Source organism: Pseudorhodoferax sp. LjRoot39, from assembly GCF_964253035.1.
Taxonomy (GTDB): domain Bacteria; phylum Pseudomonadota; class Gammaproteobacteria; order Burkholderiales; family Burkholderiaceae_C; genus Pseudorhodoferax.
On record NZ_CAXUQL020000001.1, the window covers coordinates 3,422,514 to 3,444,575 of the forward strand.

At 65.7% G+C, this 22,062-nt stretch carries 22 protein-coding genes and 1 tRNA gene; 22 read left to right on the top strand and 1 reads right to left on the bottom strand.

Annotated elements, in window-relative coordinates; genetic code table 11:
- Positions 1-4: 4 nt before the first annotated feature.
- Positions 5-1,219: an adenylate/guanylate cyclase domain-containing protein gene (locus ACSQ4M_RS15955; RefSeq protein ID WP_436190427.1), complete on the bottom strand. Its 1,215-nt coding sequence runs from the start codon at positions 1,217-1,219 to the stop codon at positions 5-7.
- Positions 1,220-1,372: 153 nt separating this feature from the next.
- On the opposite strand from ACSQ4M_RS15955, the gene ypfJ reads away from it, so the two are divergent.
- The 22 genes from ypfJ (at position 1,373) to nuoN (ending at position 22,062) form a co-directional block, all read left to right on the top strand.
- Entirely contained in the window at positions 1,373-2,251 is an 879-nt protein-coding gene (gene ypfJ / locus ACSQ4M_RS15960; RefSeq protein ID WP_436190428.1) for a KPN_02809 family neutral zinc metallopeptidase, read from the top strand.
- A 147-nt stretch (positions 2,252-2,398) separates the two neighbouring features.
- Positions 2,399-2,665 carry a 30S ribosomal protein S15 gene (gene rpsO / locus ACSQ4M_RS15965; RefSeq protein WP_056899063.1) on the top strand — a complete coding sequence of 89 codons (267 nt, stop codon included), beginning with the start codon at positions 2,399-2,401 and terminating at the stop codon, positions 2,663-2,665.
- A gap of 228 nt (positions 2,666-2,893) precedes the next feature.
- A complete protein-coding gene (gene pnp / locus ACSQ4M_RS15970) occupies positions 2,894-5,056 on the top strand; it encodes a polyribonucleotide nucleotidyltransferase (RefSeq protein WP_436190429.1) in 2,163 nt (720 codons plus the stop codon).
- Positions 5,057-5,150: 94 nt separating this feature from the next.
- On the top strand, positions 5,151-6,137 hold the full coding sequence (locus ACSQ4M_RS15975) for an NAD(P)H-quinone oxidoreductase (protein ID WP_436190430.1): 987 nt from the start codon (positions 5,151-5,153) through the stop codon (positions 6,135-6,137).
- 5 nt (positions 6,138-6,142) lie between these two features.
- Positions 6,143-6,898: a triose-phosphate isomerase gene (tpiA, locus tag ACSQ4M_RS15980; protein WP_436190431.1), complete on the top strand. Its 756-nt coding sequence runs from the start codon at positions 6,143-6,145 to the stop codon at positions 6,896-6,898.
- A 24-nt stretch (positions 6,899-6,922) separates the two neighbouring features.
- On the top strand, positions 6,923-7,312 hold the full coding sequence (secG, locus tag ACSQ4M_RS15985; protein ID WP_436190432.1) for a preprotein translocase subunit SecG: 390 nt from the start codon (positions 6,923-6,925) through the stop codon (positions 7,310-7,312).
- A 4-nt stretch (positions 7,313-7,316) separates the two neighbouring features.
- On the top strand, positions 7,317-7,505 hold the full coding sequence (locus tag ACSQ4M_RS15990) for a hypothetical protein (protein ID WP_436190433.1): 189 nt from the start codon (positions 7,317-7,319) through the stop codon (positions 7,503-7,505).
- Positions 7,470-7,554: transfer RNA gene (locus ACSQ4M_RS15995), tRNA-Leu, on the top strand. The genes ACSQ4M_RS15990 and ACSQ4M_RS15995 overlap by 36 nt, the downstream gene beginning before the upstream one ends.
- 63 nt (positions 7,555-7,617) lie before the next feature.
- Positions 7,618-7,977, top strand: a complete 360-nt coding sequence (locus ACSQ4M_RS16000; protein WP_056658254.1) for an NADH-quinone oxidoreductase subunit A — start codon at positions 7,618-7,620, stop codon at positions 7,975-7,977.
- Between the two features lie 27 nt (positions 7,978-8,004).
- The gene (locus tag ACSQ4M_RS16005) at positions 8,005-8,487 is read left to right on the top strand and encodes a NuoB/complex I 20 kDa subunit family protein (RefSeq protein ID WP_056175322.1); all 483 of its coding nucleotides are present in this window, start codon (positions 8,005-8,007) and stop codon (positions 8,485-8,487) included.
- A 3-nt stretch (positions 8,488-8,490) separates the two neighbouring features.
- A complete protein-coding gene (locus tag ACSQ4M_RS16010) occupies positions 8,491-9,099 on the top strand; it encodes an NADH-quinone oxidoreductase subunit C (protein WP_436190434.1) in 609 nt (202 codons plus the stop codon).
- A gap of 28 nt (positions 9,100-9,127) precedes the next feature.
- Positions 9,128-10,381 (top strand): NADH-quinone oxidoreductase subunit D, encoded by a 1,254-nt coding sequence (locus ACSQ4M_RS16015; RefSeq protein WP_436190435.1) that lies wholly within the window; start codon positions 9,128-9,130, stop codon positions 10,379-10,381.
- Positions 10,378-10,911, top strand: a complete 534-nt coding sequence (locus tag ACSQ4M_RS16020; protein WP_436190436.1) for an NADH-quinone oxidoreductase subunit NuoE family protein — start codon at positions 10,378-10,380, stop codon at positions 10,909-10,911. Before ACSQ4M_RS16015 ends, ACSQ4M_RS16020 begins: the two co-directional genes overlap by 4 nt.
- A complete protein-coding gene (gene nuoF, locus ACSQ4M_RS16025) occupies positions 10,908-12,251 on the top strand; it encodes an NADH-quinone oxidoreductase subunit NuoF (RefSeq protein WP_436190437.1) in 1,344 nt (447 codons plus the stop codon). Before ACSQ4M_RS16020 ends, nuoF begins: the two co-directional genes overlap by 4 nt.
- 16 nt (positions 12,252-12,267) lie before the next feature.
- Positions 12,268-14,412 carry an NADH-quinone oxidoreductase subunit NuoG gene (gene nuoG / locus ACSQ4M_RS16030; RefSeq protein WP_436190438.1) on the top strand — a complete coding sequence of 715 codons (2,145 nt, stop codon included), beginning with the start codon at positions 12,268-12,270 and terminating at the stop codon, positions 14,410-14,412.
- The gene (nuoH, locus tag ACSQ4M_RS16035; protein ID WP_436190439.1) at positions 14,409-15,485 is read left to right on the top strand and encodes an NADH-quinone oxidoreductase subunit NuoH; all 1,077 of its coding nucleotides are present in this window, start codon (positions 14,409-14,411) and stop codon (positions 15,483-15,485) included. Before nuoG ends, nuoH begins: the two co-directional genes overlap by 4 nt.
- 15 nt (positions 15,486-15,500) lie before the next feature.
- On the top strand, positions 15,501-16,013 hold the full coding sequence (gene nuoI, locus ACSQ4M_RS16040; protein ID WP_436190440.1) for an NADH-quinone oxidoreductase subunit NuoI: 513 nt from the start codon (positions 15,501-15,503) through the stop codon (positions 16,011-16,013).
- Between the two features lie 24 nt (positions 16,014-16,037).
- Complete coding sequence (locus ACSQ4M_RS16045; RefSeq protein ID WP_436190441.1) at positions 16,038-16,703, top strand: NADH-quinone oxidoreductase subunit J; 666 nt, start codon at positions 16,038-16,040, stop codon at positions 16,701-16,703.
- Positions 16,700-17,008, top strand: coding sequence for an NADH-quinone oxidoreductase subunit NuoK (gene nuoK / locus ACSQ4M_RS16050; protein WP_056175349.1), 309 nt, complete (start codon positions 16,700-16,702; stop codon positions 17,006-17,008). Before ACSQ4M_RS16045 ends, nuoK begins: the two co-directional genes overlap by 4 nt.
- A gap of 10 nt (positions 17,009-17,018) precedes the next feature.
- Positions 17,019-19,058, top strand: a complete 2,040-nt coding sequence (gene nuoL, locus ACSQ4M_RS16055; protein WP_436190442.1) for an NADH-quinone oxidoreductase subunit L — start codon at positions 17,019-17,021, stop codon at positions 19,056-19,058.
- 21 nt (positions 19,059-19,079) lie between these two features.
- Positions 19,080-20,555, top strand: coding sequence for an NADH-quinone oxidoreductase subunit M (locus ACSQ4M_RS16060; protein ID WP_436190443.1), 1,476 nt, complete (start codon positions 19,080-19,082; stop codon positions 20,553-20,555).
- Between the two features lie 22 nt (positions 20,556-20,577).
- On the top strand, positions 20,578-22,062 hold the full coding sequence (nuoN, locus tag ACSQ4M_RS16065; protein WP_436190444.1) for an NADH-quinone oxidoreductase subunit NuoN: 1,485 nt from the start codon (positions 20,578-20,580) through the stop codon (positions 22,060-22,062).

Consider the following 22,062-nt stretch of genomic DNA (forward strand, 5'->3'; position numbering starts at 1 on the left):
TGCGTCAGGCGGGCGGCGCCGCGTCCAGCGCGGCCAGCGCCGCTGCCAGGTCCTGGCGCGCACGGGCGCGCGTTTCCTCGGTCAGCCGGTTCGGGTCCAGCGTGAGCTGCAGGCCGGCGTAGTTCTGGTGGATGCCCGCGCGCTGCTCGGGCTCGTCGGGGTGGATGCCCTGCAGCGCGAAGCAGCGCACGTCGCGCGAGACGCCCTTGGCCGCCAGCGGCTCGCGCTCCTCGGCCTGGAACTCGTCCTTGACCAGCGCATAGGTCTCGTACGACATGACCACGCCGTCCGGCGTGCCGTTCTGCTCCAGCCGCGCGGCGATGTTGACCTCGCTGCCGATCACCGTGTAGTCCATGCGCTGCTCGCTGCCGAAGTTGCCGACGTGGCAGAAGCCGGTGTTGATGCCGATGCGCACCTGGAAGGGCTGGCGGTAGCCCTTGTCGCGCCAGACCGCCTGCAGCTCGCGCATGCGGCGCTGCATGGCCACGGCCATGCGCACGCACTGGCGCGCGTCTTCCTCCACGCCGCGCGTCTCCGGGTCGCCGAAGAAGATCACGATGGCGTCGCCGATGAACTTGTCGATGGTCGCGCCGTGGTCGAGCGCGATCTTGGACATCTCCGAGAAGTAGTTGTTCAGGAAGTAGGTGAGGTCTTCCGGTTGCATGCGCTCGGCGTTGCGCGTGAAGTCCTTGATGTCGGAAAAGAAGATCGTGAGCTTCTTGCGCACGGCGGAAATCGAGACGTCCTGCGCGCCCTCGAAGATCGACTTGTAGATCTGCGGCGAGAGGTAGCGCGAGAGTTTTTCCGACAAGGAGCGCAGCATGCGCGTGCGCGTGGACAGCGCGATGTGGTTGTGCACGCGCGCGAGCAGGATGGGCGGACTCAGCGGCTTGGTGATGTAGTCGACCGCGCCGAGCTCGAAGCCCTTTTCCTCCGAATGCTCGTCCGTCATGGCGGTCAGGAAGATCACCGGGATGTGCGACAGCGCAGGGTCGGCCTTGAGCCGGCGGCAGACCTCGTAGCCGTCGATCTCCGGCATCATGATGTCCAGCAGGATCAGGTCGGGTGGCGCGTTGGCGGCCGTGGCCAGCGCCTTGGCACCGTGGTTCACGACCTTCACGCGGCAGCTGTCGCGCAGCAGCGCGGCCATCAGCGTGAGGTTGTCCGCGGTGTCGTCGACCACGAGGACGGTGGGTTTGTCGGCCGGGGTCAGGTCCATCGGCGGGCTTCCTTCGGTGTGCAGCGGTGCCAGGGGTGGGGCAAGACCGGCATCCGCGGCGGATCGTACATGCGGAAACATTGGTGTCGGGCGCTGCCCGCCTCTCTGCCGGACGAGCGGTACCATCACGCCACCACAAGGCAGGAGAGACCCATGCGCTGGGAAGGAAATCGAGAGTCCGAGAACGTCGAAGACCGGCGCGGGCAGGGTGGCGGCGGTGGCCGCCCAGTGTTCGGTGGCCGCAACATCGGCATCGGCACCATCGTCATCGCGCTGGTCGGCGGCTGGGTGCTGGGCGTGAACCCGCTGACCTTGCTGGGCATGCTGAGCGGCGGCGGGCCGGTGGCCATCGAGCAACCGCAGGGACCGGCCCAGCGTCCGCCGGCCGACGACCAGATGGCCAAGTTCGTCTCCACCGTGCTGGCCGACACCGAGGACGTCTGGCGCAAGCAGTTCGCCGAGGCCGGCGGCCAGTACCGCGACCCCACGCTCGTGCTGTTCCGTGGCGCCACGCGCACGGCCTGCGGCCAGGGCCAGGCCGCGATGGGGCCGTTCTATTGCCCGGCCGACCAGAAGGTCTATATCGACCTCGGCTTCTACGAGACCCTCAAGAACCGCCTGGGCGCACCGGGCGAGTTCGCGCAGGCCTATGTGATCGCCCACGAGGTCGGCCACCATGTGCAGAACCTGCTGGGCATCACCGCCAAGATGGATCAGATGCGCCAGCGCATGAGCGAGGTGCAGTACAACGGCATGAGCGTGCGCCTGGAGTTGCAAGCCGACTGCTTTGCCGGGGTATGGGCGAACAAGGCCCAGGACGCGCGCCAGATCCTGGAGAACGGCGACATCGAGGCGGCCATGAACGCGGCCGCCAAGATCGGCGACGACGCGCTGCAGCGTGGCAGCGGCGGTGCCGTTGTGCCTGAAAGCTTCACGCACGGCAGCAGCGCCCAGCGCCAGCGCTGGTTCGCCAACGGCCTCAAGACCGGCAGCGTGAAGGCCTGCGACACCTTCTCGGCCAGCTCGCTCTGAGCGCCGCGCTATAATCTTTGGGCTTTGCCTCGTGCAAGGCGCACGTTGGCGGTCAGTTCCGTCGGCCAACGCAAGTGAAACCTCCGGAACCTGCCCTTGCCGCACCGCGGCGAAGTGCGTCGGGTTCCGGTCCATTCTGGAAATTCCATGATTGCAGCATCCATCAAGGCCGAGGTCGTCCAGGCCAACGCCCGCGCCGCCAACGACACTGGCAGCCCCGAAGTTCAAGTTGCACTGCTGACCGCACGCATCAATGAACTGACCCCCCACTTCAAGACCCACGCCAAGGACCACCACGGTCGCCGCGGCCTGCTGCGCATGGTGAGCCGTCGCCGCAAGCTGCTGGACTACCTGAACGCCAAGGACCACGACCGCTACGCGGCCCTGATCGCCAAGCTGGGTCTGCGCAAGTAATCCGCCGAACCTGAAGGTTCACAAGGCGCCTGAGTTGGTTCGCTGGCTCAGGCGCTTTGCACTTCAAAAACCGACAAAAAACCGACAGTTGCCACGCGCGGGTACGCGCTGTGTCATTCCACAAGCGGCCCGTGCCGCGGTTTCTTGTGGAATGGCATCGTCCCTTCGCAGGCGCTGTCTCCATCCCGGCCCGGCATGACGCCGCGCCGAAACCAAGAGGAGTACCGCATGACGATGTTCAATAAAGTCACCAAGACCTTCCAATGGGGCCAGCACACGGTCCGCATGGAAACCGGCGAAGTCGCACGCCAGTCCACCGGCGCCGTGCTGCTGGACATGGACGGCACCGTGGTGCTGGCCACCGTGGTCGCCAAGTCCGAAGGCAAGCCCGGTCAGGACTTCTTCCCGCTGACCGTGGACTACCTGGAAAAGGGATACGCCGCCGGCAAGATCCCGGGCAGCTTCTTCAAGCGTGAAGGCCGTCCCAGCGAATTCGAAACCCTGACCAGCCGCCTGATCGACCGTCCGATCCGCCCGCTGTTCCCCGAAGGCTTCTTCAACGAAGTGCACGTGGTCATCCACACGCTGTCGCTGAACCCCGAGGTCGATGCCGACATCGCCGCCATGATCGCCGTCAGCGCTGCGCTGTCGGTCAGCGGCATCCCGTTCGCCGGCCCCATCGGCGCGGCCCGCGTGGGCTATGTCAACGGCCAGTACGTGCTGAACCCGGGCCAGACCGCCCGCAAGGATTCGGTGCTGGACCTGGTGGTCGCCGGCACCGAAGCCGCCGTGCTGATGGTCGAGTCCGAAGCCCAGCAGCTCAGCGAAGAAGTCATGCTGGGTGGCGTGGTGTTCGGCCACGAGCAGGGCAACATCGCCATCAACGCGATCCACGAACTGGTGCGTGACGCTGGCAAGCCGGTCTGGGACTGGAAGGCCCCGGCCAAGGACGACGTGCTGATCGGCAAGGTCGTGGCGCTGGCTGAAGAAAAGATGCGCGCCGCCTACCAGCTGCGCAACAAGCAGGCCCGCACCCACGCCACGCGCGAAGTCACCGCTTGGACGCTGGCGGGCCTGAAGGCCGAGGGCGTCGAATTCGACCGCGTGGCGGTGGAAAACATGCTCTTCGACATCGAAGCGAAGATCGTCCGCAACCAGATCCTGGCCGGCGAGCCGCGCATCGACGGCCGCGACACGCGCACCGTGCGCCCCATCGAGATCCGCAACAGCGTGCTGCCGCGCACCCACGGCTCGGCGCTGTTCACGCGCGGCGAGACCCAGGCCCTGGTGGTGACCACGCTGGGCACCGAGCGCGACGCGCAGCGCATCGACGCACTGTCGGGCGACTACGAAGACCGCTTCATGCTGCACTACAACATGCCTCCGTTCGCCACCGGCGAAACGGGCCGCGTGGGTTCGCCGAAGCGCCGCGAGATCGGCCACGGCCGCCTGGCCAAGCGCGCCCTGGTGGCCGTGCTGCCGACCAAGGAAGACTTCCCCTACACCGTGCGCGTGGTCAGCGAGATCACCGAGTCGAACGGCTCCTCGTCCATGGCTTCGGTCTGCGGCGGCTGCCTGTCGATGATGGATGCCGGCGTGCCGCTGAAGGCGCACGTGGCCGGCATCGCCATGGGCCTGATCAAGGACGGCAACCGCTTCGCCGTGCTGACCGACATCCTGGGCGATGAGGACCACCTGGGCGACATGGACTTCAAGGTGGCCGGCACGACCAATGGCGTGACCGCACTGCAGATGGACATCAAGATCCAGGGCATCACCAAGGAAATCATGCAGGTCGCGCTGGCCCAGGCCAAGGAAGCCCGCATGCACATCCTGGGCAAGATGCAGGACGCCATGGGCGCTGCCAAGACCGAGGTGTCGAGCTTTGCGCCGCGCCTGTTCACGATGAAGATCAACCCCGAGAAGATCCGCGACGTGATCGGCAAGGGCGGCTCGGTGATCCGCGCGCTGACCGAAGAGACCGGCACGCAGATCAACATCGAGGAAGACGGCACGATCACCATCGCGTCCGCCGATCCGGAGAAGGCCGAGATGGCCAAGCGTCGCATCGAGCAGATCACGGCCGAGGTCGAGATCGGCAAGGTCTACGAAGGCCCGGTCACCAAGATCCTGGACTTCGGCGCGCTGATCAACCTGCTGCCCGGCAAGGACGGCCTGCTGCACATCAGCCAGATCGCGCACGAGCGCGTCGAGAAGGTCACGGACTACCTGAGCGAAGGCCAGATCGTGAAGGTCAAGGTGCTCGAGACCGACGAGAAGGGCCGCATCAAGCTGTCGATGAAGGCGCTGCTGGACCGTTCTGCTCCGCAGGCGCACGCACCTGCACCGGTGTCCGCACCGGTCGACGCTGCACCCGGCCAGCCCGAGTAAGCCTGCGTTGCGACGTGCCGCGTCCGCTTGACGCGGCGCACCGCACCGGCCGCACTTGCGTTTGGCCGGTGCCTTGTACTTTCGAGGACTCGCGATGAAAGCTATCGAGATCACGACCTTTGGCGCCCCCGAGGTGCTGCAGTCGGCCGAGCGCCCGGACCCCGTGGCCGGCGCCGGCGAGTTGCTGCTGCGCGTGCGCGCCAGCGGCGTGAACCGGCCCGACGTGCTGCAACGCACCGGCAACTACCCGGTGCCCCCGGGCGCGTCCGACATCCCCGGCCTGGAAGTGGCGGGCGTCATCGAGGCCGGCGATGCCGAAGAGTTGCGTGCCGCGGGCCTGAACATCGGCGACCGCGTCTGCGCGCTGGTGGCCGGCGGCGGCTATGCCGACCTGTGCGTGGCGCCGATCGCGCAATGCCTGCCCGTGCCGGCTGGCCTCAGCGACGAGGAGGGCGCGAGCCTGCCCGAGACCTTCTTCACGGTCTGGAGCAACGTGTTCGACCGTGCGCGGCTGCAGCCGGGCGAGACCCTGCTCGTGCAGGGCGGCACCAGCGGCATCGGCGTGACGGCCATCCAACTGGGCAAGGCGCTGGGCGCGCGCGTGATCGCGACGGCCGGCAGCGACGAGAAGTGCGCGGCCTGCCTGGCGCTGGGCGCCGACCACGCGATCAACTACAAGACCGCCGACTTTGCCGAGGAAGCCCGCAAGCTGACCGATGGCAAGGGTGTGGACGTGATCCTGGACATGGTGGCTGGCGCCTACGTGGCGCGCGAGATCAACTGCCTGGCCGAGGATGGCCGCTTGGTCATCATCGCGGTGCAGGGCGGCACCAAGGCCGAGGTCAATGCCGGCCTGGTGCTGCGCCGCCGCCTGACGGTGACGGGCTCCACGCTGCGGCCACGGCCGGTGGCGTTCAAGGGTGCCATCGCGCAATCGCTGCGCCGCCATGTGTGGCCGCTGATCGAGGCCGGCCAGATCAAGCCCGTGATCCACAGCCGCTTTGCTGCGGCAGATGCCGCCAAGGCCCACACGCTGATGGAATCGAACCAGCACATCGGCAAGATCGTGCTGACCTGGTGAGCGAGATGAGCAAGAAACAACTGATTGCAGGCAACTGGAAGATGAACGCCAGCCTGGCGGGCAGCGAAGCGCTGGTGCGCGGCGTGCTCGAAGGGCTGGCCGCGGCGCCTGCCGTGTGCGACGTGGCCATGTGCGTGCCTGCGCCCTACCTCGCGGCCGTGCAGGGCTGGCTGGCGGGCCAGACGGCCGTGCAGGCTGGGTCGCAGGATGTGTCGCAGCATGCCAGCGGCGCCTACACGGGCGAGGTCAGCGCCGACATGCTGCGCGACTTCGGCGTGCGCTACGCCATCGTCGGCCACTCCGAGCGCCGCCAATACCACGGCGAGACCGACGAGGTCGTCGCGGCGAAGGCGCAGCGTGCACTGGCGGCGGGCATCACGCCCATCGTTTGCGTGGGCGAAACGCTGGCCGAGCGCGAGGCCGGCCACACCGAGGAAGTGGTGCGGCGCCAATTGGCGGCTGTCATCCATGTCAACGGCCATTGCATCACCGAGGTCGTGGTGGCCTACGAGCCCGTCTGGGCGATTGGCACCGGCAAGACCGCCTCGCCCGAGCAGGCCCAGCAGGTGCATGCCGTGCTGCGTGCGCAGCTGGCTGCGGCCAGCGGCCATGCCGACCGCATCCCGTTGCTATACGGCGGCAGCATGAACGCATCGAACGCGGCCAGCCTGCTGGCCCAGCCCGACATCGACGGCGGCCTGATCGGCGGCGCGTCGCTCAAGGTTCCGGATTTCCTGGCCATCGTGGCCGCCGCCCGCTGAGGGCTCAGAAGAGGTTTTGCAGAGATGAATGTGTTGTTGAACTTGGTCCTGGCGGTGCAAATCCTGTCCGCCCTTGGGATGATCGGCCTGATCCTGGTCCAGCATGGCAAGGGCGCCGACATGGGTGCCGCCTTCGGCAGCGGCAGCGCCGGCAGCCTGTTCGGTGCCAGCGGCAGTGCCAACTTCCTGTCACGCACCACGGCGGTGCTGGCCGTCGTGTTCTTCGTCGCGACACTGGCGCTCGCCTACTTCGGCAACCGCCAGCCTGCGAGTGCGGGCAGTGTGCTGGAGCGCGCGGTGCAGGAGGCGCCGGCACCGGCGTCGCAAATTCCGGGCTCGGGTGTCACGGCTCCGGCCGCGCCGGCAGCACCAGCCGTTCCGGCGTCGGGCGCGGGCCAGATTCCGACGCAGTGATCCCATGCTGGCGCATCTCGTGATGCGCCAGCGAAATTTCCCTGGCGTCAGCCTGGGAACCCTGCGGTTTCAGGGTAAACTCGAATGCTGTCTGGAAAGCCAAACAACTAGCTCGACAAAAGCGAAGTTCCTCATGCCATCCAGACACGACAAAACCGCCGTCGTGGTGAAATTGGTAGACACGCTATCTTGAGGGGGTAGTGGCGAAAGCTGTGCGAGTTCGAGTCTCGCCGACGGCACCAACAAAAGTCGGCATGCAACCCAGCAGGGCTTGCATGCCGACGCAGCGGTGAAGAAGCCTCCAGATGAACCTCGGCCAATACCTCCCAGTTCTTTTGTTCATCCTGGTGGGTATAGCGGTCGGCATCGCACCGCAGTTGCTGGGCTACCTGCTCGGCCCCAACCGGCCCGACGCGGCCAAGAATTCCCCTTACGAGTGCGGCTTCGAAGCCTTCGAAAACGCGCGCATGAAGTTCGACGTGCGTTACTACCTCGTCGCCATCCTCTTCATCCTCTTCGACCTGGAAATCGCGTTCCTGTTTCCCTGGGCCGTGGCGCTCAAAGACGTGGGCGTCGTCGGTTTCTGGGCCGTCGTCATGTTCCTGGCGATCCTGGTCGTCGGTTTCGTCTACGAATGGAAGAAGGGTGCCCTGGACTGGGAATGATCCTGTTCGGGCAACTGGAGATTAGCTATGGCCATTGAAGGCGTATTCAAGGAAGGCTTTGTCACGACCTCGTACGACGCGGTTGTGAACTGGGCCAAGACCGGCTCGTTGTGGCCCATGACCTTCGGTCTGGCGTGCTGCGCGGTCGAGATGATGCATGCGGCTGCTGCGCGCTACGACATCGGCCGCTTCGGCGCCGAGGTCTTCCGCGCCAGCCCGCGCCAGTCCGATCTGATGATCGTGGCCGGCACGCTGTGCAACAAGATGGCGCCGGCGCTGCGCAAGGTCTACGACCAGATGGCCGAGCCGCGCTGGGTGCTGTCCATGGGCTCGTGCGCCAATGGCGGCGGCTACTACCATTACAGCTATTCCGTGGTACGCGGCTGCGACCGCATCGTGCCGGTCGACGTCTACGTGCCGGGCTGCCCGCCCACGGCCGAAGCGCTGATCTACGGGATCATCCAGCTGCAGCAGAAGATCCGCCGCACCCAAACCATTGCCCGCGTCTGATCCATGACCGTCTTTGCCGTTGATCTCGAAGTCCTGAAGGACACGGTCGCCACGACGCTGGGCGACAAGGTGCACGCGCTCGCACTGGTGCGCGGCGAACTCACGCTGACCGTCAAGGCCGCCGACTACATCGACACCATGCAGACCCTGCGCGAGGCGCCCGGCTGCAAGTTCGAGCAGCTGATCGACCTGTGCGGCGTCGACTACTCGGCCTACCGCGATGCGGTGTGGGAAGGCCCGCGCTTCTGCGTGGTCTCGCACCTGCTGTCGGTGAGCCTGAACCAGCGCCTGCGCGTGAAGGTGTTCTGCCCCGACGACGACCTGCCCATGCTGCCGTCCGTCATGCACCTGTGGGCTTCGGCCAACTGGTTCGAGCGCGAGGCCTTCGACCTCTACGGCATCCTGTTCGATGGCCACGTCGACCTGCGCCGCATCCTGACCGACTACGGCTTCATCGGCCACCCCTTCCGCAAGGACTTCCCGCTGTCGGGCCATGTGGAGATGCGCTACGACGAAGAGCTGCGCCGCGTGGTCTACCAGCCCGTGAGCATCGAGCCGCGCGAGATCACGCCCCGCGTGATCCGCGAAGACAACTACGGCGGCCTGCACTGAAGCAGCCGGGCCGACCCGCGGACACCCCATGGCAGAAATCAAGAACTACACCCTGAACTTCGGGCCCCAGCACCCGGCCGCGCACGGCGTGCTGCGGCTGGTGATGGAGCTCGACGGCGAGGTCGTGCAACGCTGCGACCCGCACATCGGGCTGCTGCACCGTGCCACCGAGAAGCTGGCCGAGCACAAGACCTTCATCCAGTCGCTGCCCTACATGGACCGGCTGGACTACGTCTCGATGATGTGCAACGAGCACGCCTACTGCCTGGCCATCGAGAAGCTGCTCGGCATCGCCGTGCCGATCCGCGCGCAGTACATCCGCGTGATGTTCTCCGAGATCACGCGCATGCTGAACCACCTGATGTGGCTCGGCTCGCACGGCAACGACTGTGGCAGCTCCACCATCCTGATCTATGCGTTCCGCGAGCGCGAAGACCTGTTCGACATGTACGAGGCCGTCTCCGGTGCGCGCATGCACGCGGCCTACTTCCGTCCGGGCGGCGTCTACCGCGACCTGCCGGACACCATGCCGCAGTACACCGTCAGCAAGATCAAGAACGCCAAGGCACTGGCGCGCATGAACGAGAACCGTCAGGGGTCCATGCTGGACTTCATCGACGACTTCACCAAGCGCTTCACGACCTACCTGGGCGAGTACCACACGCTGCTGACCGACAACCGCATCTGGAAGCAGCGCACCGTGGGCATCGGCGTCATGGACGCCGACCGCGCGCTGAACCTGGGCCTGACCGGCCCCATGCTGCGTGGCTCCGGCATCGCCTGGGACCTGCGCAAGAAGCAGCCCTACGATGTCTACGACCGCATGGACTTCGACATCCCGGTCGGCAAGACCGGCGACAGCTACGACCGCTACCTGGTCCGCATGGAAGAGCTGGCCCAGTCCAACCGCATCATCAAGCAGTGCGTGGACTGGCTGCGCGTGAATCCCGGCCCGGTCATCACCGACAACCACAAGGTGGCGGCGCCTTCGCGCGAGGGCATGAAGGCCAACATGGAAGAGCTGATCCACCACTTCAAGCTCTTCACCGAAGGTTTCCACGTGCCCGAAGGCGAGGCCTATGCCGCCGTCGAGCATCCCAAGGGCGAATTCGGCATCTACCTCGTCAGCGATGGTGCCAACAAGCCTTACCGCCTGAAGATCCGTCCGCCCGGCTTCGTGCACCTGGCTGCGCTCGACGAGATGTCGCGCGGCCACATGCTGGCCGACGCCGTGGCGATCATCGGCACCTTGGACATCGTGTTCGGAGAGATCGACCGATGAGCTCTGCTCCCCATTCCGCAACCGCTGCACCGGCGCCCACGCTGTCGCAGGAGACGCTGGACCGTTTCGCGCGCGAGATCGCCAAGTACCCCTATGAAGGCCGCGCGTCGGCCGTGATGGCCTGCCTGGCGATCGCGCAGCAGCAGCACGGCTACGTGTACCCCGAGCACGAAACCATCATCGGCGGCCTGCTGGGCATGCCGACCATCGCCGTGCACGAGGTCACGACCTTCTACAACATGTACAACCAGCAGCCGGTCGGCAAGTTCAAGCTGAACGTCTGCACCAACCTGCCGTGTCAGCTGCGCGACGGCTACAAGGCGCTGCACCATCTGGAGCACAAGCTCGGCATCACGATGGGCGAGACCACGGCCGATGGCCTGTTCACGCTGCAGCAGAGCGAGTGCCTGGGCGCCTGCGCCGACTCGCCCGTGATGCTGGTCAACGACCGCACCATGTGCAGCTTCATGAGCAACGAGAAGCTCGACCAGCTCATCGACGGGCTGCGCGCAGCGGAAGGCAAAGCATGAACGCAGATCAAGTTCTGGCGCAGTTCGCCGCCACCGGCGTGCAGACCTGCTTCCATGGCCGCCACATCAGCCCGCAGATCTACGCAGACCTGAACGGCAGCAACTGGCGCCTGAAGGACTACGAAGCCCGCGGCGGCTACCAGGCCCTGAAGAAGATCCTGGCCGCCGATGGCGGCGAGGGCCTCACGCAGGACCAGGTCATCGCGACCATGAAAGAATCGGCTCTGCGCGGCCGCGGCGGCGCGGGTTTCCCGTCCGGCCTGAAGTGGAGCTTCATGCCGCGCCAGTTCCCGGGCCAGAAGTACCTGGTCTGCAACTCGGACGAGGGCGAGCCCGGTACCTGCAAGGACCGCGACATCATGATGTACAACCCGCACATCGTGATCGAGGGCATGATCATCGCGGCCTACGCGATGGGCATCACGGTCGGCTACAACTACATCCACGGCGAGATCTTCCAGGTCTACGAACGCTTCGAGGAAGCGCTGGAAGAGGCCCGCGCAGCCGGCTACCTGGGCAACCAGATTCTGGGCAGCAAGCACACGTTCCAGCTGCACGCCTCGCACGGTTTCGGCGCCTACATCTGTGGCGAAGAAACCGCGCTGCTCGAATCGCTGGAAGGCAAGAAGGGCCAGCCGCGCTTCAAGCCGCCGTTCCCGGCCAGCTTCGGCCTGTACGGCAAGCCGACCACGATCAACAACACCGAGACCTTTGCGGCGGTGCCCTGGATCATCCGCAACGGCGGGGCGGCCTACCTCGAATGTGGCAAGCCCAACAACGGCGGCACCAAGATCTTCTCGGTCTCTGGCGACGTCGAACTGCCGGGCAACTACGAGATCCCGATGGGCACGCCGTTCACCAAGCTGCTCGAGCTGGCCGGTGGCGTGCGCAAGGGTCGCACGCTCAAGGCCGTGATCCCGGGCGGGTCGTCCTCGCCGGTGCTGCCGGCCGCGATCATGAACGAGTGCACGATGGACTACGACTCCATCGCCAAGGCCGGCTCCATGCTGGGCTCGGGCGCGCTGATCGTCATGGACGACACGCGCTGCATGGTCGAGTCGCTCAAGCGGCTGTCCTATTTCTACATGCACGAGTCCTGCGGCCAGTGCACGCCCTGCCGCGAAGGCACGGGCTGGCTCTGGCGCCTGGTGGACAAGGTCCACCGGGGGGAGGCGCAGTCCAGCGACATGGACCTCTTGAACTCCATCGCAGACAACATCCAAGGCCGCACCATCTGCGCGCTCGGTGACGCCGCGGCCATGCCCGTGCGCGCCATGATCAAGCACTTCCGCCACGAGTTCGAGGCCATGTGCAAGAAACCCGCGACGGCGCAGGCCTGAACGAGAAGCACCCGATATGGTTGAAATCCAAGTCGACGGCAAGAAGGTCGAGATCGCCGAAGGCAGCATGGTCATGCATGCGGCCGACAAGGCCGGGACTTACATCCCGCACTTCTGCTACCACAAGAAACTGTCCATCGCGGCCAACTGCCGCATGTGCCTGGTGGACGTGGAGAAGGCGCCCAAGCCCATGCCGGCCTGCGCCACCCCGGTCACGCAGGGCATGGTCGTCCACACGAAGAGCGACAAGGCGCTGAAGGCGCAGAAGTCGGTCATGGAGTTCCTGCTGATCAACCACCCGCTGGACTGCCCGATCTGCGACCAGGGCGGCGAATGCCAGCTGCAGGATCTGGCGGTGGGCTACGGCGGTTCGTCTTCGCGCTATGTCGAAGAAAAGCGCGTGGTCTTCCACAAGGACGTGGGCCCGCTGATCTCCATGGAGGAGATGAGCCGCTGCATCCACTGCACGCGCTGCGTGCGTTTCGGCCAGGAAGTGGCCGGCATCATGGAACTGGGCATGATCCACCGGGGTGAGCACTCCGAGATCACGACCATCACGGGCGAGACCGTGGACTCCGAGCTGTCGGGCAACATGATCGACATCTGCCCGGTCGGTGCGCTGACGAGCAAGCCCTTCCGCTACAGCGCCCGCACCTGGGAGCTGTCGCGCCGCAAGAGCGTGAGCCCGCACGATTCGACGGGTGCCAACCTGATCGTGCAGGTCAAGAACCACAAGGTCATGCGCGTCGTTCCGCTCGAGAACGAAGCCGTCAACGAGTGCTGGATCGCCGACCGCGACCGCTTCTCCTACGAAGCGCTGAACGGCGACGAGCGCCTCACGCAGCCCATGCTCAAGCAGGGCGGCCAATGGCAGACCGTGGACTGGCAGACCGCGCTGGAATACGTGGCCAATGGCTTGAAGCAGATCAAGACCGACCACGGTGCCACCAGCATCGGCCTGCTGGCCAGCCCGCACAGCACGCTGGAAGAGCTGAGCCTGGCCGGCGCCCTGGTGCGCGGCCTGGGCAGCGACAACATCGACCACCGCCTGCGCCAGGCCGAGTTCGCAGCCACCGAGGGTGTGCGCTGGCTGGGCATGCCGGTCACGGCGCTGTCCACGCTGCAGCGCGTGCTGGTCGTGGGTTCCAACCTGCGCAAGGACCACCCGCTGTTCGCGCAGCGCATCCGCCAGGCCGCCCGCAAGGGCGCCAAGGTGCATGCGATCGCCTCGTGCGCCCAGTTGGCCGATGCCGACGCCTGGGCCATGACCCTGGGGGCCACGCTCAAGGCCGAAGCCGGCGACTGGCTGCAGGCTCTGGCCGACGTGGCCACGGCGATCGGCGCCGAGAAGGGCGTCGCCGCGCCGGCCGCAGGCCAGGCGCATGAAGCGGCCCAGGCCATCGCCAAGTCGTTGCTGGGTGGTGACCGCAAGGCCGTGTTGCTGGGCAATGCCGCCGCGCACCACGCCCAGGCCGCCAGCCTGCTGGCGCTGGCGCAGTGGATCGCCGAGCAGACCGGTGCCAGCTTCGGCTACCTGACCGAAGCCGCCAACACCGTGGGCGCGCAGTTCGTCGGCGCCCAGCCGCAGGGCGGTGGCCGCAATGCCGCCCGGATGCTGGCCGGTGGCCTCAAGGCCGTGCTGTTGCTCAACAACGAGCCCGAGTTCGACTCGGCGGCAGGCGCCAGCGCCGCCGCTGCGCTGGACGCGGCCGAGATGGTCGTCACGCTGAGCCCGTTCAAGGCCAACCTGGCGTTCTCCGACGTGCTGCTGCCCATCGCGCCGTTCACCGAGACCTCGGGCAGCTTCGCCAACGCCGAAGGGCGCGTGCAGAGCTTCCACGCCGTCGTGCGTCCGCTCGGCGAGACGCGTCCGGCCTGGAAGGTGATCCGCGTGCTCGGCAACATGCTGGGCCTGCCGGGCTTCGCGCAGGAATCCACGCAGGACGTGTTGGCCGCGCTGGGCCTGGCCCAGGCTGATGGCGTCACGCGCATTCCGGCCGAGCGCTTGTCGAACGCGACGCGTGCCAGCGTCGCTGCCGCCAGCGCGGTGGCGGCACCGGCCGTCGCAAGCATCTACCAGTTGGACAGTCTGGTGCGCCGGGCCACGTCCTTGCAGTTGACCGCGGATGCGCGGCAAGCCCAGGGAGCGAGCGCAGCATGATCGACAGCATCTACGGTTTCGGCCAAGGCCTGGTCGCTGCCAGCTGGTGGACCGGCGGCATCTGGCCCGTGGTCTGGGGCATGATCAAGATCCTCTGCGTGCTGCTGCCCCTCTTGGGCGCTGTGGCCTACGCGACGCTGTGGGAGCGCAAGTTCCTGGGCTGGATCCAGGTCCGCCACGGTCCCAACCGCGTGGGTCCCATGGGGCTGTTGCAGCCGATCGCCGACGCGCTCAAGCTCCTGACCAAGGAGCTGATCAACCCGTCCGCCGCGAGCTCGGGCCTGTTCCGTCTCGGCCCCATCATGGCCATCATGCCGGCGCTGGCCGCCTGGGTGGCCGTGCCCTTCGGCCCCGAGGCCGTGATCGCCAACGTCAATGCGGGCTTGCTGCTGATCATGGCCATCACCTCGATCGAGGTCTACGGCGTGATCATCGCGGGCTGGGCCTCGAACTCGAAGTACGCCTTCCTGGGCGCGCTGCGCGCCTCGGCCCAGATGGTGAGCTACGAGATCGCGATGGGCTTTTGCCTCGTGATCGTGATCATGGTGTCGGGCAGCCTGCACCTGGGCGAGATCGTCGCCGCGCAGGCCAAGGGCATGGGTGCCAACATGGGCCTGGGCTTTCTGTCCTGGAACTGGCTGCCGCTGCTGCCGGTGTTCGTGGTCTACCTGATCTCCGGCGTGGCCGAAACCAACCGCCACCCCTTCGACGTGGTCGAGGGCGAGGCCGAGATCGTGGCCGGCCACATGGTCGAGTACTCGGGCATGGGATTTGCCATCTTCTTCCTGGCCGAATACGCCAGCATGTGGCTGGTCTCCATCCTCGCGGTGCTGATGTTCCTGGGCGGCTGGTTGTCCCCGATCGGCTTCCTGGACTTCATTCCGGGCTGGATCTGGCTGGGCCTGAAGACCTTCTTCGTGCTCTCGCTGTTCATCTGGATCCGCGGCACCTTCCCGCGCTTCCGTTACGACCAGATCATGCGTCTGGGCTGGAAGATCTTCATCCCCGTCACGCTGGTGTGGCTGCTGCTGGTCGGCGGCTGGATGCAGACGTCCTGGAACATCTGGAAATAAGGCGGAGACCCCACGATGACCACCGCTACCGCTTCCTCTGGCTTTTCCGTCAAGGATTTCCTCAAGAGCTTCATGCTCACCGAGCTCTTCAAGGGCATGGTGCTGACCGGCCGCTACGCGTTCAAGCGCAAGGTGACCGTGCAGTTCCCGGAAGAGAAGACCCCGCTGTCGCCGCGCTTCCGCGGCCTGCACGCGCTGCGCCGTTACGAGAACGGCGAAGAGCGCTGCATCGCCTGCAAGCTGTGCGAGGCCGTGTGCCCCGCCATGGCGATCACGATCGAGTCCGACGTGCGTGACGACGGCTCGCGCCGCACCACGCGCTACGACATCGACCTGACCAAGTGCATCTTCTGCGGCTTCTGCGAAGAGAGCTGCCCGGTCGATTCCATCGTCGAGACCCACATCCTCGAATACCACGGCGAAAAGCGCGGCGACCTGTACTTCACCAAGGACATGCTGCTGGCCGTGGGCGACCGCTACGAAAAAGAAATCTCGGCCGCCAAGGCAGCCGACGCCCCGTACCGTTAACGGCCAGGCGCCCCGAAGAAAAAAATGGACGTCAAGACAGGCTTCTTCTATCTGTTTTCGCTCGTGCTGCTGTTCGCGGCATTCCGGGTGATCACAGCGCGCAATCCGGTACACGCCGTGCTGTACCTGATCCTCGCGTTCTCGCAGGCTTCTGCGATCTGGTTGCTGCTGCAGGCCGAGTTCCTGGCCATCGTGCTGGTGCTGGTCTACCTGGGCGCGGTGCTCGTGCTGTTCCTGTTCGTCGTGATGATGCTGGACGTGGACGTCGAGGGCTTGCGACAGGGCTTCTGGAAGCACTTCCCGCTGGCCGGTGCGATCGGCGTGCTGATCGCGCTCGAAATGGCGGCCGTGCTGATGGGCGGCTTCCGCGCCACCGACGAGTCGCGCAACCTGGCCGGCGCCGCCGCCCAGGCCGGCGCGCAGGTCTCCAACACCAAGGCGCTGGGCATCCTGCTCTACACCGAGTACCTGTACCCGGTGCAGGTGGCAGCGTGCATCCTGCTCGTGGCCATGATCGCCGCCATCGCGCTGACGCTGCGCGGCCGCAAGGACACGCGCGGCGTACGCGCCGAAGACCAGGTCCGCGTGCGCTCGGCCGACCGCGTCGCGCTGGTCAAGGTCGACCCGACGCGCCCGGCACCCCCACCACCGCCCGCACCGGCCGCTGCAGCCGAGGAGAAGAAGACATGACGCTCAGTCTGGGTCATTTCCTGTCGCTGGGCGCGATGCTGTTCGCGCTGTCGGTGATCGGCATCTTCCTGAACCGCAAGAACCTGATCGTGCTGCTGATGGCCATCGAGCTGATGCTGCTGGCGGTCAACATGAACTTCGTGGCGTTCTCGTACTACCTGAACGACATGCATGGGCAGATCTTCGTGTTCTTCATCCTGACCGTGGCGGCCGCCGAGTCCGCCATCGGCCTGGCGATTCTGGTGCTGTTGTTCCGCAACCGCTCCAGCATCAACGTGGACGAACTCAACACGCTCAAGGGCTGAGAACAACAACATGAGCCAAACACTCTCGGCCTCCACGCTATTGGCCGTCCCCTTGGCGCCGCTGGTCGGCTCCGCGCTGGCCGGCATCTTCGGCACCGCCTTCGGTGGCAACAAGATCGGCCGCCGCCTGTCGCACTCGCTGACCATCCTCGGCGTGTTCGTCGCCTTCGTGATCGCAGCCATGACGCTCAAGAGCGTCGCGCTGGATGGCGCCCGCTTCAACGAGACGCTCTACACCTGGATGATGGTCGGCAACCTCAAGATGGAAGTCGGCTTCCTGGTCGACGGCCTCACGGCCATGATGATGGTCGTCGTGACCTTCGTGTCGCTGATGGTGCACATCTACACCATCGGCTACATGGAAGAGGACGCAGGCTACAACCGCTTCTTCGCCTACATCTCGCTGTTCACCTTCTCCATGCTGATGCTCGTGATGAGCAACAACATGCTGCAGCTGTTCTTCGGCTGGGAAGCCGTGGGCCTGGTGTCCTACCTGCTGATCGGCTTCTGGTTCAACAAGCCGACGGCCATCTTCGCCAACATGAAGGCCTTCCTGGTCAACCGTGTCGGCGACTTCGGCTTCATCCTGGGCATCGGCCTGATTGCGGCCTACGCCGGCACGCTGAACTACACCGAGATCTTCGGCAAGGCCGACGCTATCGGCAAGCTGGGCTTCCCGGGCACCGACTGGATGATGGTCACCGTCATCTGCATCTGTTTGTTCATCGGCGCCATGGGCAAGAGCGCGCAGTTCCCGCTGCACGTCTGGCTGCCCGACTCCATGGAAGGCCCGACGCCGATCTCCGCGCTGATCCACGCCGCCACCATGGTGACGGCCGGCATCTTCATGGTCGCGCGCATGTCGCCGCTGTTCGAACTGTCCGACACGGCGCTCAACTTCATCCTCGTGATCGGCTCCATCACGGCGCTGTTCATGGGCTTTTTGGGCATCATCCAGAACGACATCAAGCGCGTGGTGGCGTACTCCACGCTGTCGCAGCTGGGCTACATGACGGTCGCGCTGGGCGCCTCGGCCTATTCGGTCGCCGTGTTCCACCTGATGACGCACGCGTTCTTCAAGGCGCTGCTGTTCCTCGGTGCCGGCTCGGTCATCATGGGCATGCACCACAACCAGGACATCCGCTGGATGGGCGGCGTGCGCAAGTACATGCCCATCACCTGGATCACCTCGCTGCTGGGCTCGCTGGCGCTGATCGGCACGCCGCTGTTCTCGGGCTTCTACTCCAAGGACAGCATCATCATCGCCACGCACGCCAGCCACCTGCCCGGTGCCGGCTTCGCACAGTTCGCGGTCATGGCCGGCGTGTTCGTCACGGCGTTCTACTCGTTCCGCATGTACTTCCTGGTCTTCCATGGCAAGGAGCGCTACGACCAGAACCCGGACGCGCACCACGATGCGCACGACGACCACCACGGCCATGACGACCACGGCCATGGCCACGACGCCAAGCCGCACGAGTCGCCCTGGGTCGTGACAGCACCGCTGGTCCTGCTGGCCATCCCCTCGGTCGTCATCGGCTATCTGACCATCGGCCCGATGCTGTTCGGCGACTTCTTCAAGGACAGCATCTTCGTCAACGGCCAGATCCACCATGCCATGGCCGAACTCGCCGAAGAGTTCCACGGCCCCGTGGCCATGGCCCTGCACGGCCTGCAGACCGCGCCGTTCTGGCTGGCGCTGGCTGGCGTGGCCCTGTCGTATTACATGTACATGGTCAACCCGGCACTGCCGGCGGCCATCAAGCGTGCCTGCATGCCGATCTACACGCTGCTGGAAAACAAGTACTACCTGGACTGGATCAACGAGAACATCCTCGCGCGTGGCGCCCGTGCCCTGGGCTACGGCCTGTGGAAGGGCGGCGACCAGGCCATCATCGATGGCGCCGTGGTGAACGGTTCGTGGAAGCTCGTGGGCTGGGTTGCCGGCGTCGTGCGCCGCGTGCAGACCGGCTTCATCTACCACTACGCGCTGGTCATGATCCTCGGCATCTTCCTGCTGATGACGTACTTCGTCTGGTTCAACAAATAAGGTCGAGGGAGAAGAATAAAAATGGGTTTGTTGAGCCTCGCGATCTGGACGCCGGTCTTCTTCGGCGCCGTGCTGCTGGCCCTGGGCAGGGATGAGTACGCACGCGCCGTACGCTGGGTGGCGCTGATCGGCGCCATCGTCAGCCTGCTGGTCACCTTGCCGCTGTACAGCGGTTTCGACAACACGACGGCTGCCATGCAGTTCGTCGAGAAAGCGCCGTGGATAGCGCGCTTCAATGTGCACTACCACCTGGGCCTGGACGGCATCTCGTTCTGGTTCGTGCCGCTGACGGCCTTCATCACGGTGATCGTCGTGATCGCCGGCTGGGAGGCCATCACCACGCGGGTGAACCAGTACATGGGCGCCTTCCTGATCCTGTCCGGTCTCATGATCGGCGTGTTCTCGGCGCTGGACGGCTTGCTGTTCTACGTGTTCTTCGAAGCCACGCTGATCCCGATGTACCTGATCATCGGCATCTGGGGCGGACCGAACAAGATCTACGCGGCTTTCAAGTTCTTCCTGTACACGCTGCTGGGCTCGCTGCTGCTGCTGATCGCGCTGATCTACCTGTACGTGCACTCGGGCGGCAGCTTCGACATCCAGACCTGGCACGCGCTGCCGCTGCCGCAGACGGTGCAGACGCTGCTGTTCTTCGGCTTCTTCGCGGCCTTCGCCGTCAAGGTGCCGATGTGGCCGGTCCACACCTGGCTGCCCGACGTGCACGTGGAAGCGCCCACCGGCGGCTCCGCCGTGCTGGCGGCCATCATGCTGAAGCTGGGCGCCTACGGCTTCCTGCGCTTCTCGATGCCCATCGCTCCCGACGCCGCGCACGAATGGGCCTGGCTCATGGTCGCGCTGTCGCTGATCGCCGTGGTCTACGTCGGCCTGGTCGCCATGGTGCAGCAGGACATGAAGAAACTCGTGGCGTACTCGTCGGTGGCCCACATGGGCTTCGTCACGCTGGGCTTCTTCATCTTCAACGACCTGGGCGTCTCGGGGGGCCTGGTGCAGATGATCGCGCACGGCTTCGTGTCGGGCGCCATGTTCCTGTGCATCGGTGTGCTGTACGACCGCGTGCATTCGCGCGAGATTGCGGCCTACGGCGGCGTGGTCAACACCATGCCCAAGTTCACGGCCTTCGCGCTGCTGTTCGCCATGGCCAACTGCGGCCTGCCGGCCACGGCCGGGTTCGTCGGCGAGTGGATGGTGATCCTGGGCGCGGTCAAGGCCAACTTCTGGATCGGCCTGCTGGCGGCCACAGCGCTGATCTTCGGCGCGGCCTACACGCTGTGGATGTACAAGCGCGTCTACCTGGGTCCCGTGGGCAACGACCACGTCAAGGAACTGGAAGACATCAACGCGCGCGAATTCCTGATGCTGGCGCTGCTGGCGATCGCGGTGCTGGCCATGGGCATCTATCCCAAGCCCTTCACCGACGTGATGGACGTGTCGGTGGCCGAGCTGCTCAAGCACGTGGCTGTGTCCAAGCTGAACTGAGCGGGGCGAGAGAAGAAAAGTTATGGACAAAATCAGCTGGATCACCGTCTACCCGGAAATCGTGCTGCTGGTCATGGCCTGCGTGATCGCGCTGGTCGACCTCGCGGTCAAGAGCCCGCGCCGCACCGCCACCTACGTGCTCACGCTGCTGAGCCTCGGCGTCGTGGCCGTGCTGCACGCCACCTATGCCTCGGGCAACACCACCTTGTACGGCTTCGGCGGCATGGTGGTCAGCGATCCCATGGGCAACTGGCTCAAGTTCTTCGCCACCATCGCGACGATGGTGACCCTGGTCTACGGCCGGCCGTACGCGGGCGACCGCGGCATGCTGCGCGGCGGCGAGCTGTTCACGCTGTCGATGTTCGCGCTGCTGGGCATGTCGGTGATGATCTCGGGCGGCAACTTCCTGGTCATCTACATGGGCCTGGAACTGCTCACGCTGTCGAGCTACGCGCTGGTGGCGCTGCGCCGTGACAACGCCGTCGCGAGCGAAGCCGCGATGAAGTACTTCGTGCTGGGCGCGCTGGCTTCGGGCTTCCTGCTCTACGGCCTGTCGATGATGTACGGCGCCACCGGTTCGCTGGACATCAACGAGGTGTTCAAGGCCGTGGCCTCGGGCCAGGTTCAGCACCAGGTGCTGGTGTTCGGCCTGGTGTTCATCGTGTCCGGGCTGGCATTCAAGCTCGGCGTGGTGCCGTTCCACATGTGGGTGCCCGACGTCTACCACGGCGCGCCCACGGCCGTCACGCTGATGATCGCCGGCGCGCCCAAGCTGGCCGCCTTCGCCATCGTGATCCGCCTGCTGGTCGAAGGCCTGCTGCCGCTGGCCATCGACTGGCAGCAGATGCTGGTGGTGCTGGCCGTGGCTTCTCTGCTGATCGGCAACCTGGCCGCGGTGATGCAGAGCAACTTGAAGCGCATGCTGGCCTACTCGACGATCTCGCAGATGGGCTTCGTGCTGCTCGGCCTGCTGGCCGGCGTGGTCAACGGCAACACGCTGTCGGCCGCCAACGCCTACAGCTCGGCCATGTTCTACGTCATCACCTATGTGCTGACGACGCTGGCCAGCTTCGGCGTGCTGCTGCTGCTGGCGCGTGAAGGCTTCGAGAGCGACGAGGTGGCCGACCTGGCCGGCCTGAACCAGCGCAGCCCGCTGTACGCGGCCGTGATGGCGATCTGCATGTTCTCGCTGGCCGGCATTCCGCCGATGGTGGGCTTCTACGCCAAGCTGTCGGTGCTGCAGACCCTGGTGGCCTCGGGCGAGACCTTCCTGATCGGCCTGGCGATCTTCGCCGTGATCATGTCGCTGATCGGCGCCTTCTATTACCTGCGCGTGGTCAAGGTCATGTACTTCGACGCACCGATCACGGCCACCACGGTCTCGGCGCCGCTGGACGTGCGTGCCGTGCTGTCGGTCAACGGCGCGCTGGTGCTGTTGCTGGGCGTGCTGCCGGGTGGGCTGATGGCGCTGTGCGTGCAGGCCATCACCCTGACGCTGGGCACCTGA

Bases quoted from the DNA above. Each gene is read 5' to 3' on its own strand.
- ACSQ4M_RS15955 (WP_436190427.1), bottom strand. From the start codon at position 1,219: ATGGACCTGACCCCGGCCGACAAACCCACCGTCCTCGTGGTCGACGAC.
- ypfJ (WP_436190428.1), top strand. From the start codon at position 1,373: ATGCGCTGGGAAGGAAATCGAGAGTCCGAGAACGTCGAAGACCGGCGC.
- rpsO (WP_056899063.1), top strand. From the start codon at position 2,399: ATGATTGCAGCATCCATCAAGGCCGAGGTCGTCCAGGCCAACGCCCGC.
- pnp (WP_436190429.1), top strand. From the start codon at position 2,894: ATGACGATGTTCAATAAAGTCACCAAGACCTTCCAATGGGGCCAGCAC.
- ACSQ4M_RS15975 (WP_436190430.1), top strand. From the start codon at position 5,151: ATGAAAGCTATCGAGATCACGACCTTTGGCGCCCCCGAGGTGCTGCAG.
- tpiA (WP_436190431.1), top strand. From the start codon at position 6,143: ATGAGCAAGAAACAACTGATTGCAGGCAACTGGAAGATGAACGCCAGC.
- secG (WP_436190432.1), top strand. From the start codon at position 6,923: ATGAATGTGTTGTTGAACTTGGTCCTGGCGGTGCAAATCCTGTCCGCC.
- ACSQ4M_RS15990 (WP_436190433.1), top strand. From the start codon at position 7,317: ATGCTGGCGCATCTCGTGATGCGCCAGCGAAATTTCCCTGGCGTCAGC.
- ACSQ4M_RS16000 (WP_056658254.1), top strand. From the start codon at position 7,618: ATGAACCTCGGCCAATACCTCCCAGTTCTTTTGTTCATCCTGGTGGGT.
- ACSQ4M_RS16005 (WP_056175322.1), top strand. From the start codon at position 8,005: ATGGCCATTGAAGGCGTATTCAAGGAAGGCTTTGTCACGACCTCGTAC.
- ACSQ4M_RS16010 (WP_436190434.1), top strand. From the start codon at position 8,491: ATGACCGTCTTTGCCGTTGATCTCGAAGTCCTGAAGGACACGGTCGCC.
- ACSQ4M_RS16015 (WP_436190435.1), top strand. From the start codon at position 9,128: ATGGCAGAAATCAAGAACTACACCCTGAACTTCGGGCCCCAGCACCCG.
- ACSQ4M_RS16020 (WP_436190436.1), top strand. From the start codon at position 10,378: ATGAGCTCTGCTCCCCATTCCGCAACCGCTGCACCGGCGCCCACGCTG.
- nuoF (WP_436190437.1), top strand. From the start codon at position 10,908: ATGAACGCAGATCAAGTTCTGGCGCAGTTCGCCGCCACCGGCGTGCAG.
- nuoG (WP_436190438.1), top strand. From the start codon at position 12,268: ATGGTTGAAATCCAAGTCGACGGCAAGAAGGTCGAGATCGCCGAAGGC.
- nuoH (WP_436190439.1), top strand. From the start codon at position 14,409: ATGATCGACAGCATCTACGGTTTCGGCCAAGGCCTGGTCGCTGCCAGC.
- nuoI (WP_436190440.1), top strand. From the start codon at position 15,501: ATGACCACCGCTACCGCTTCCTCTGGCTTTTCCGTCAAGGATTTCCTC.
- ACSQ4M_RS16045 (WP_436190441.1), top strand. From the start codon at position 16,038: ATGGACGTCAAGACAGGCTTCTTCTATCTGTTTTCGCTCGTGCTGCTG.
- nuoK (WP_056175349.1), top strand. From the start codon at position 16,700: ATGACGCTCAGTCTGGGTCATTTCCTGTCGCTGGGCGCGATGCTGTTC.
- nuoL (WP_436190442.1), top strand. From the start codon at position 17,019: ATGAGCCAAACACTCTCGGCCTCCACGCTATTGGCCGTCCCCTTGGCG.
- ACSQ4M_RS16060 (WP_436190443.1), top strand. From the start codon at position 19,080: ATGGGTTTGTTGAGCCTCGCGATCTGGACGCCGGTCTTCTTCGGCGCC.
- nuoN (WP_436190444.1), top strand. From the start codon at position 20,578: ATGGACAAAATCAGCTGGATCACCGTCTACCCGGAAATCGTGCTGCTG.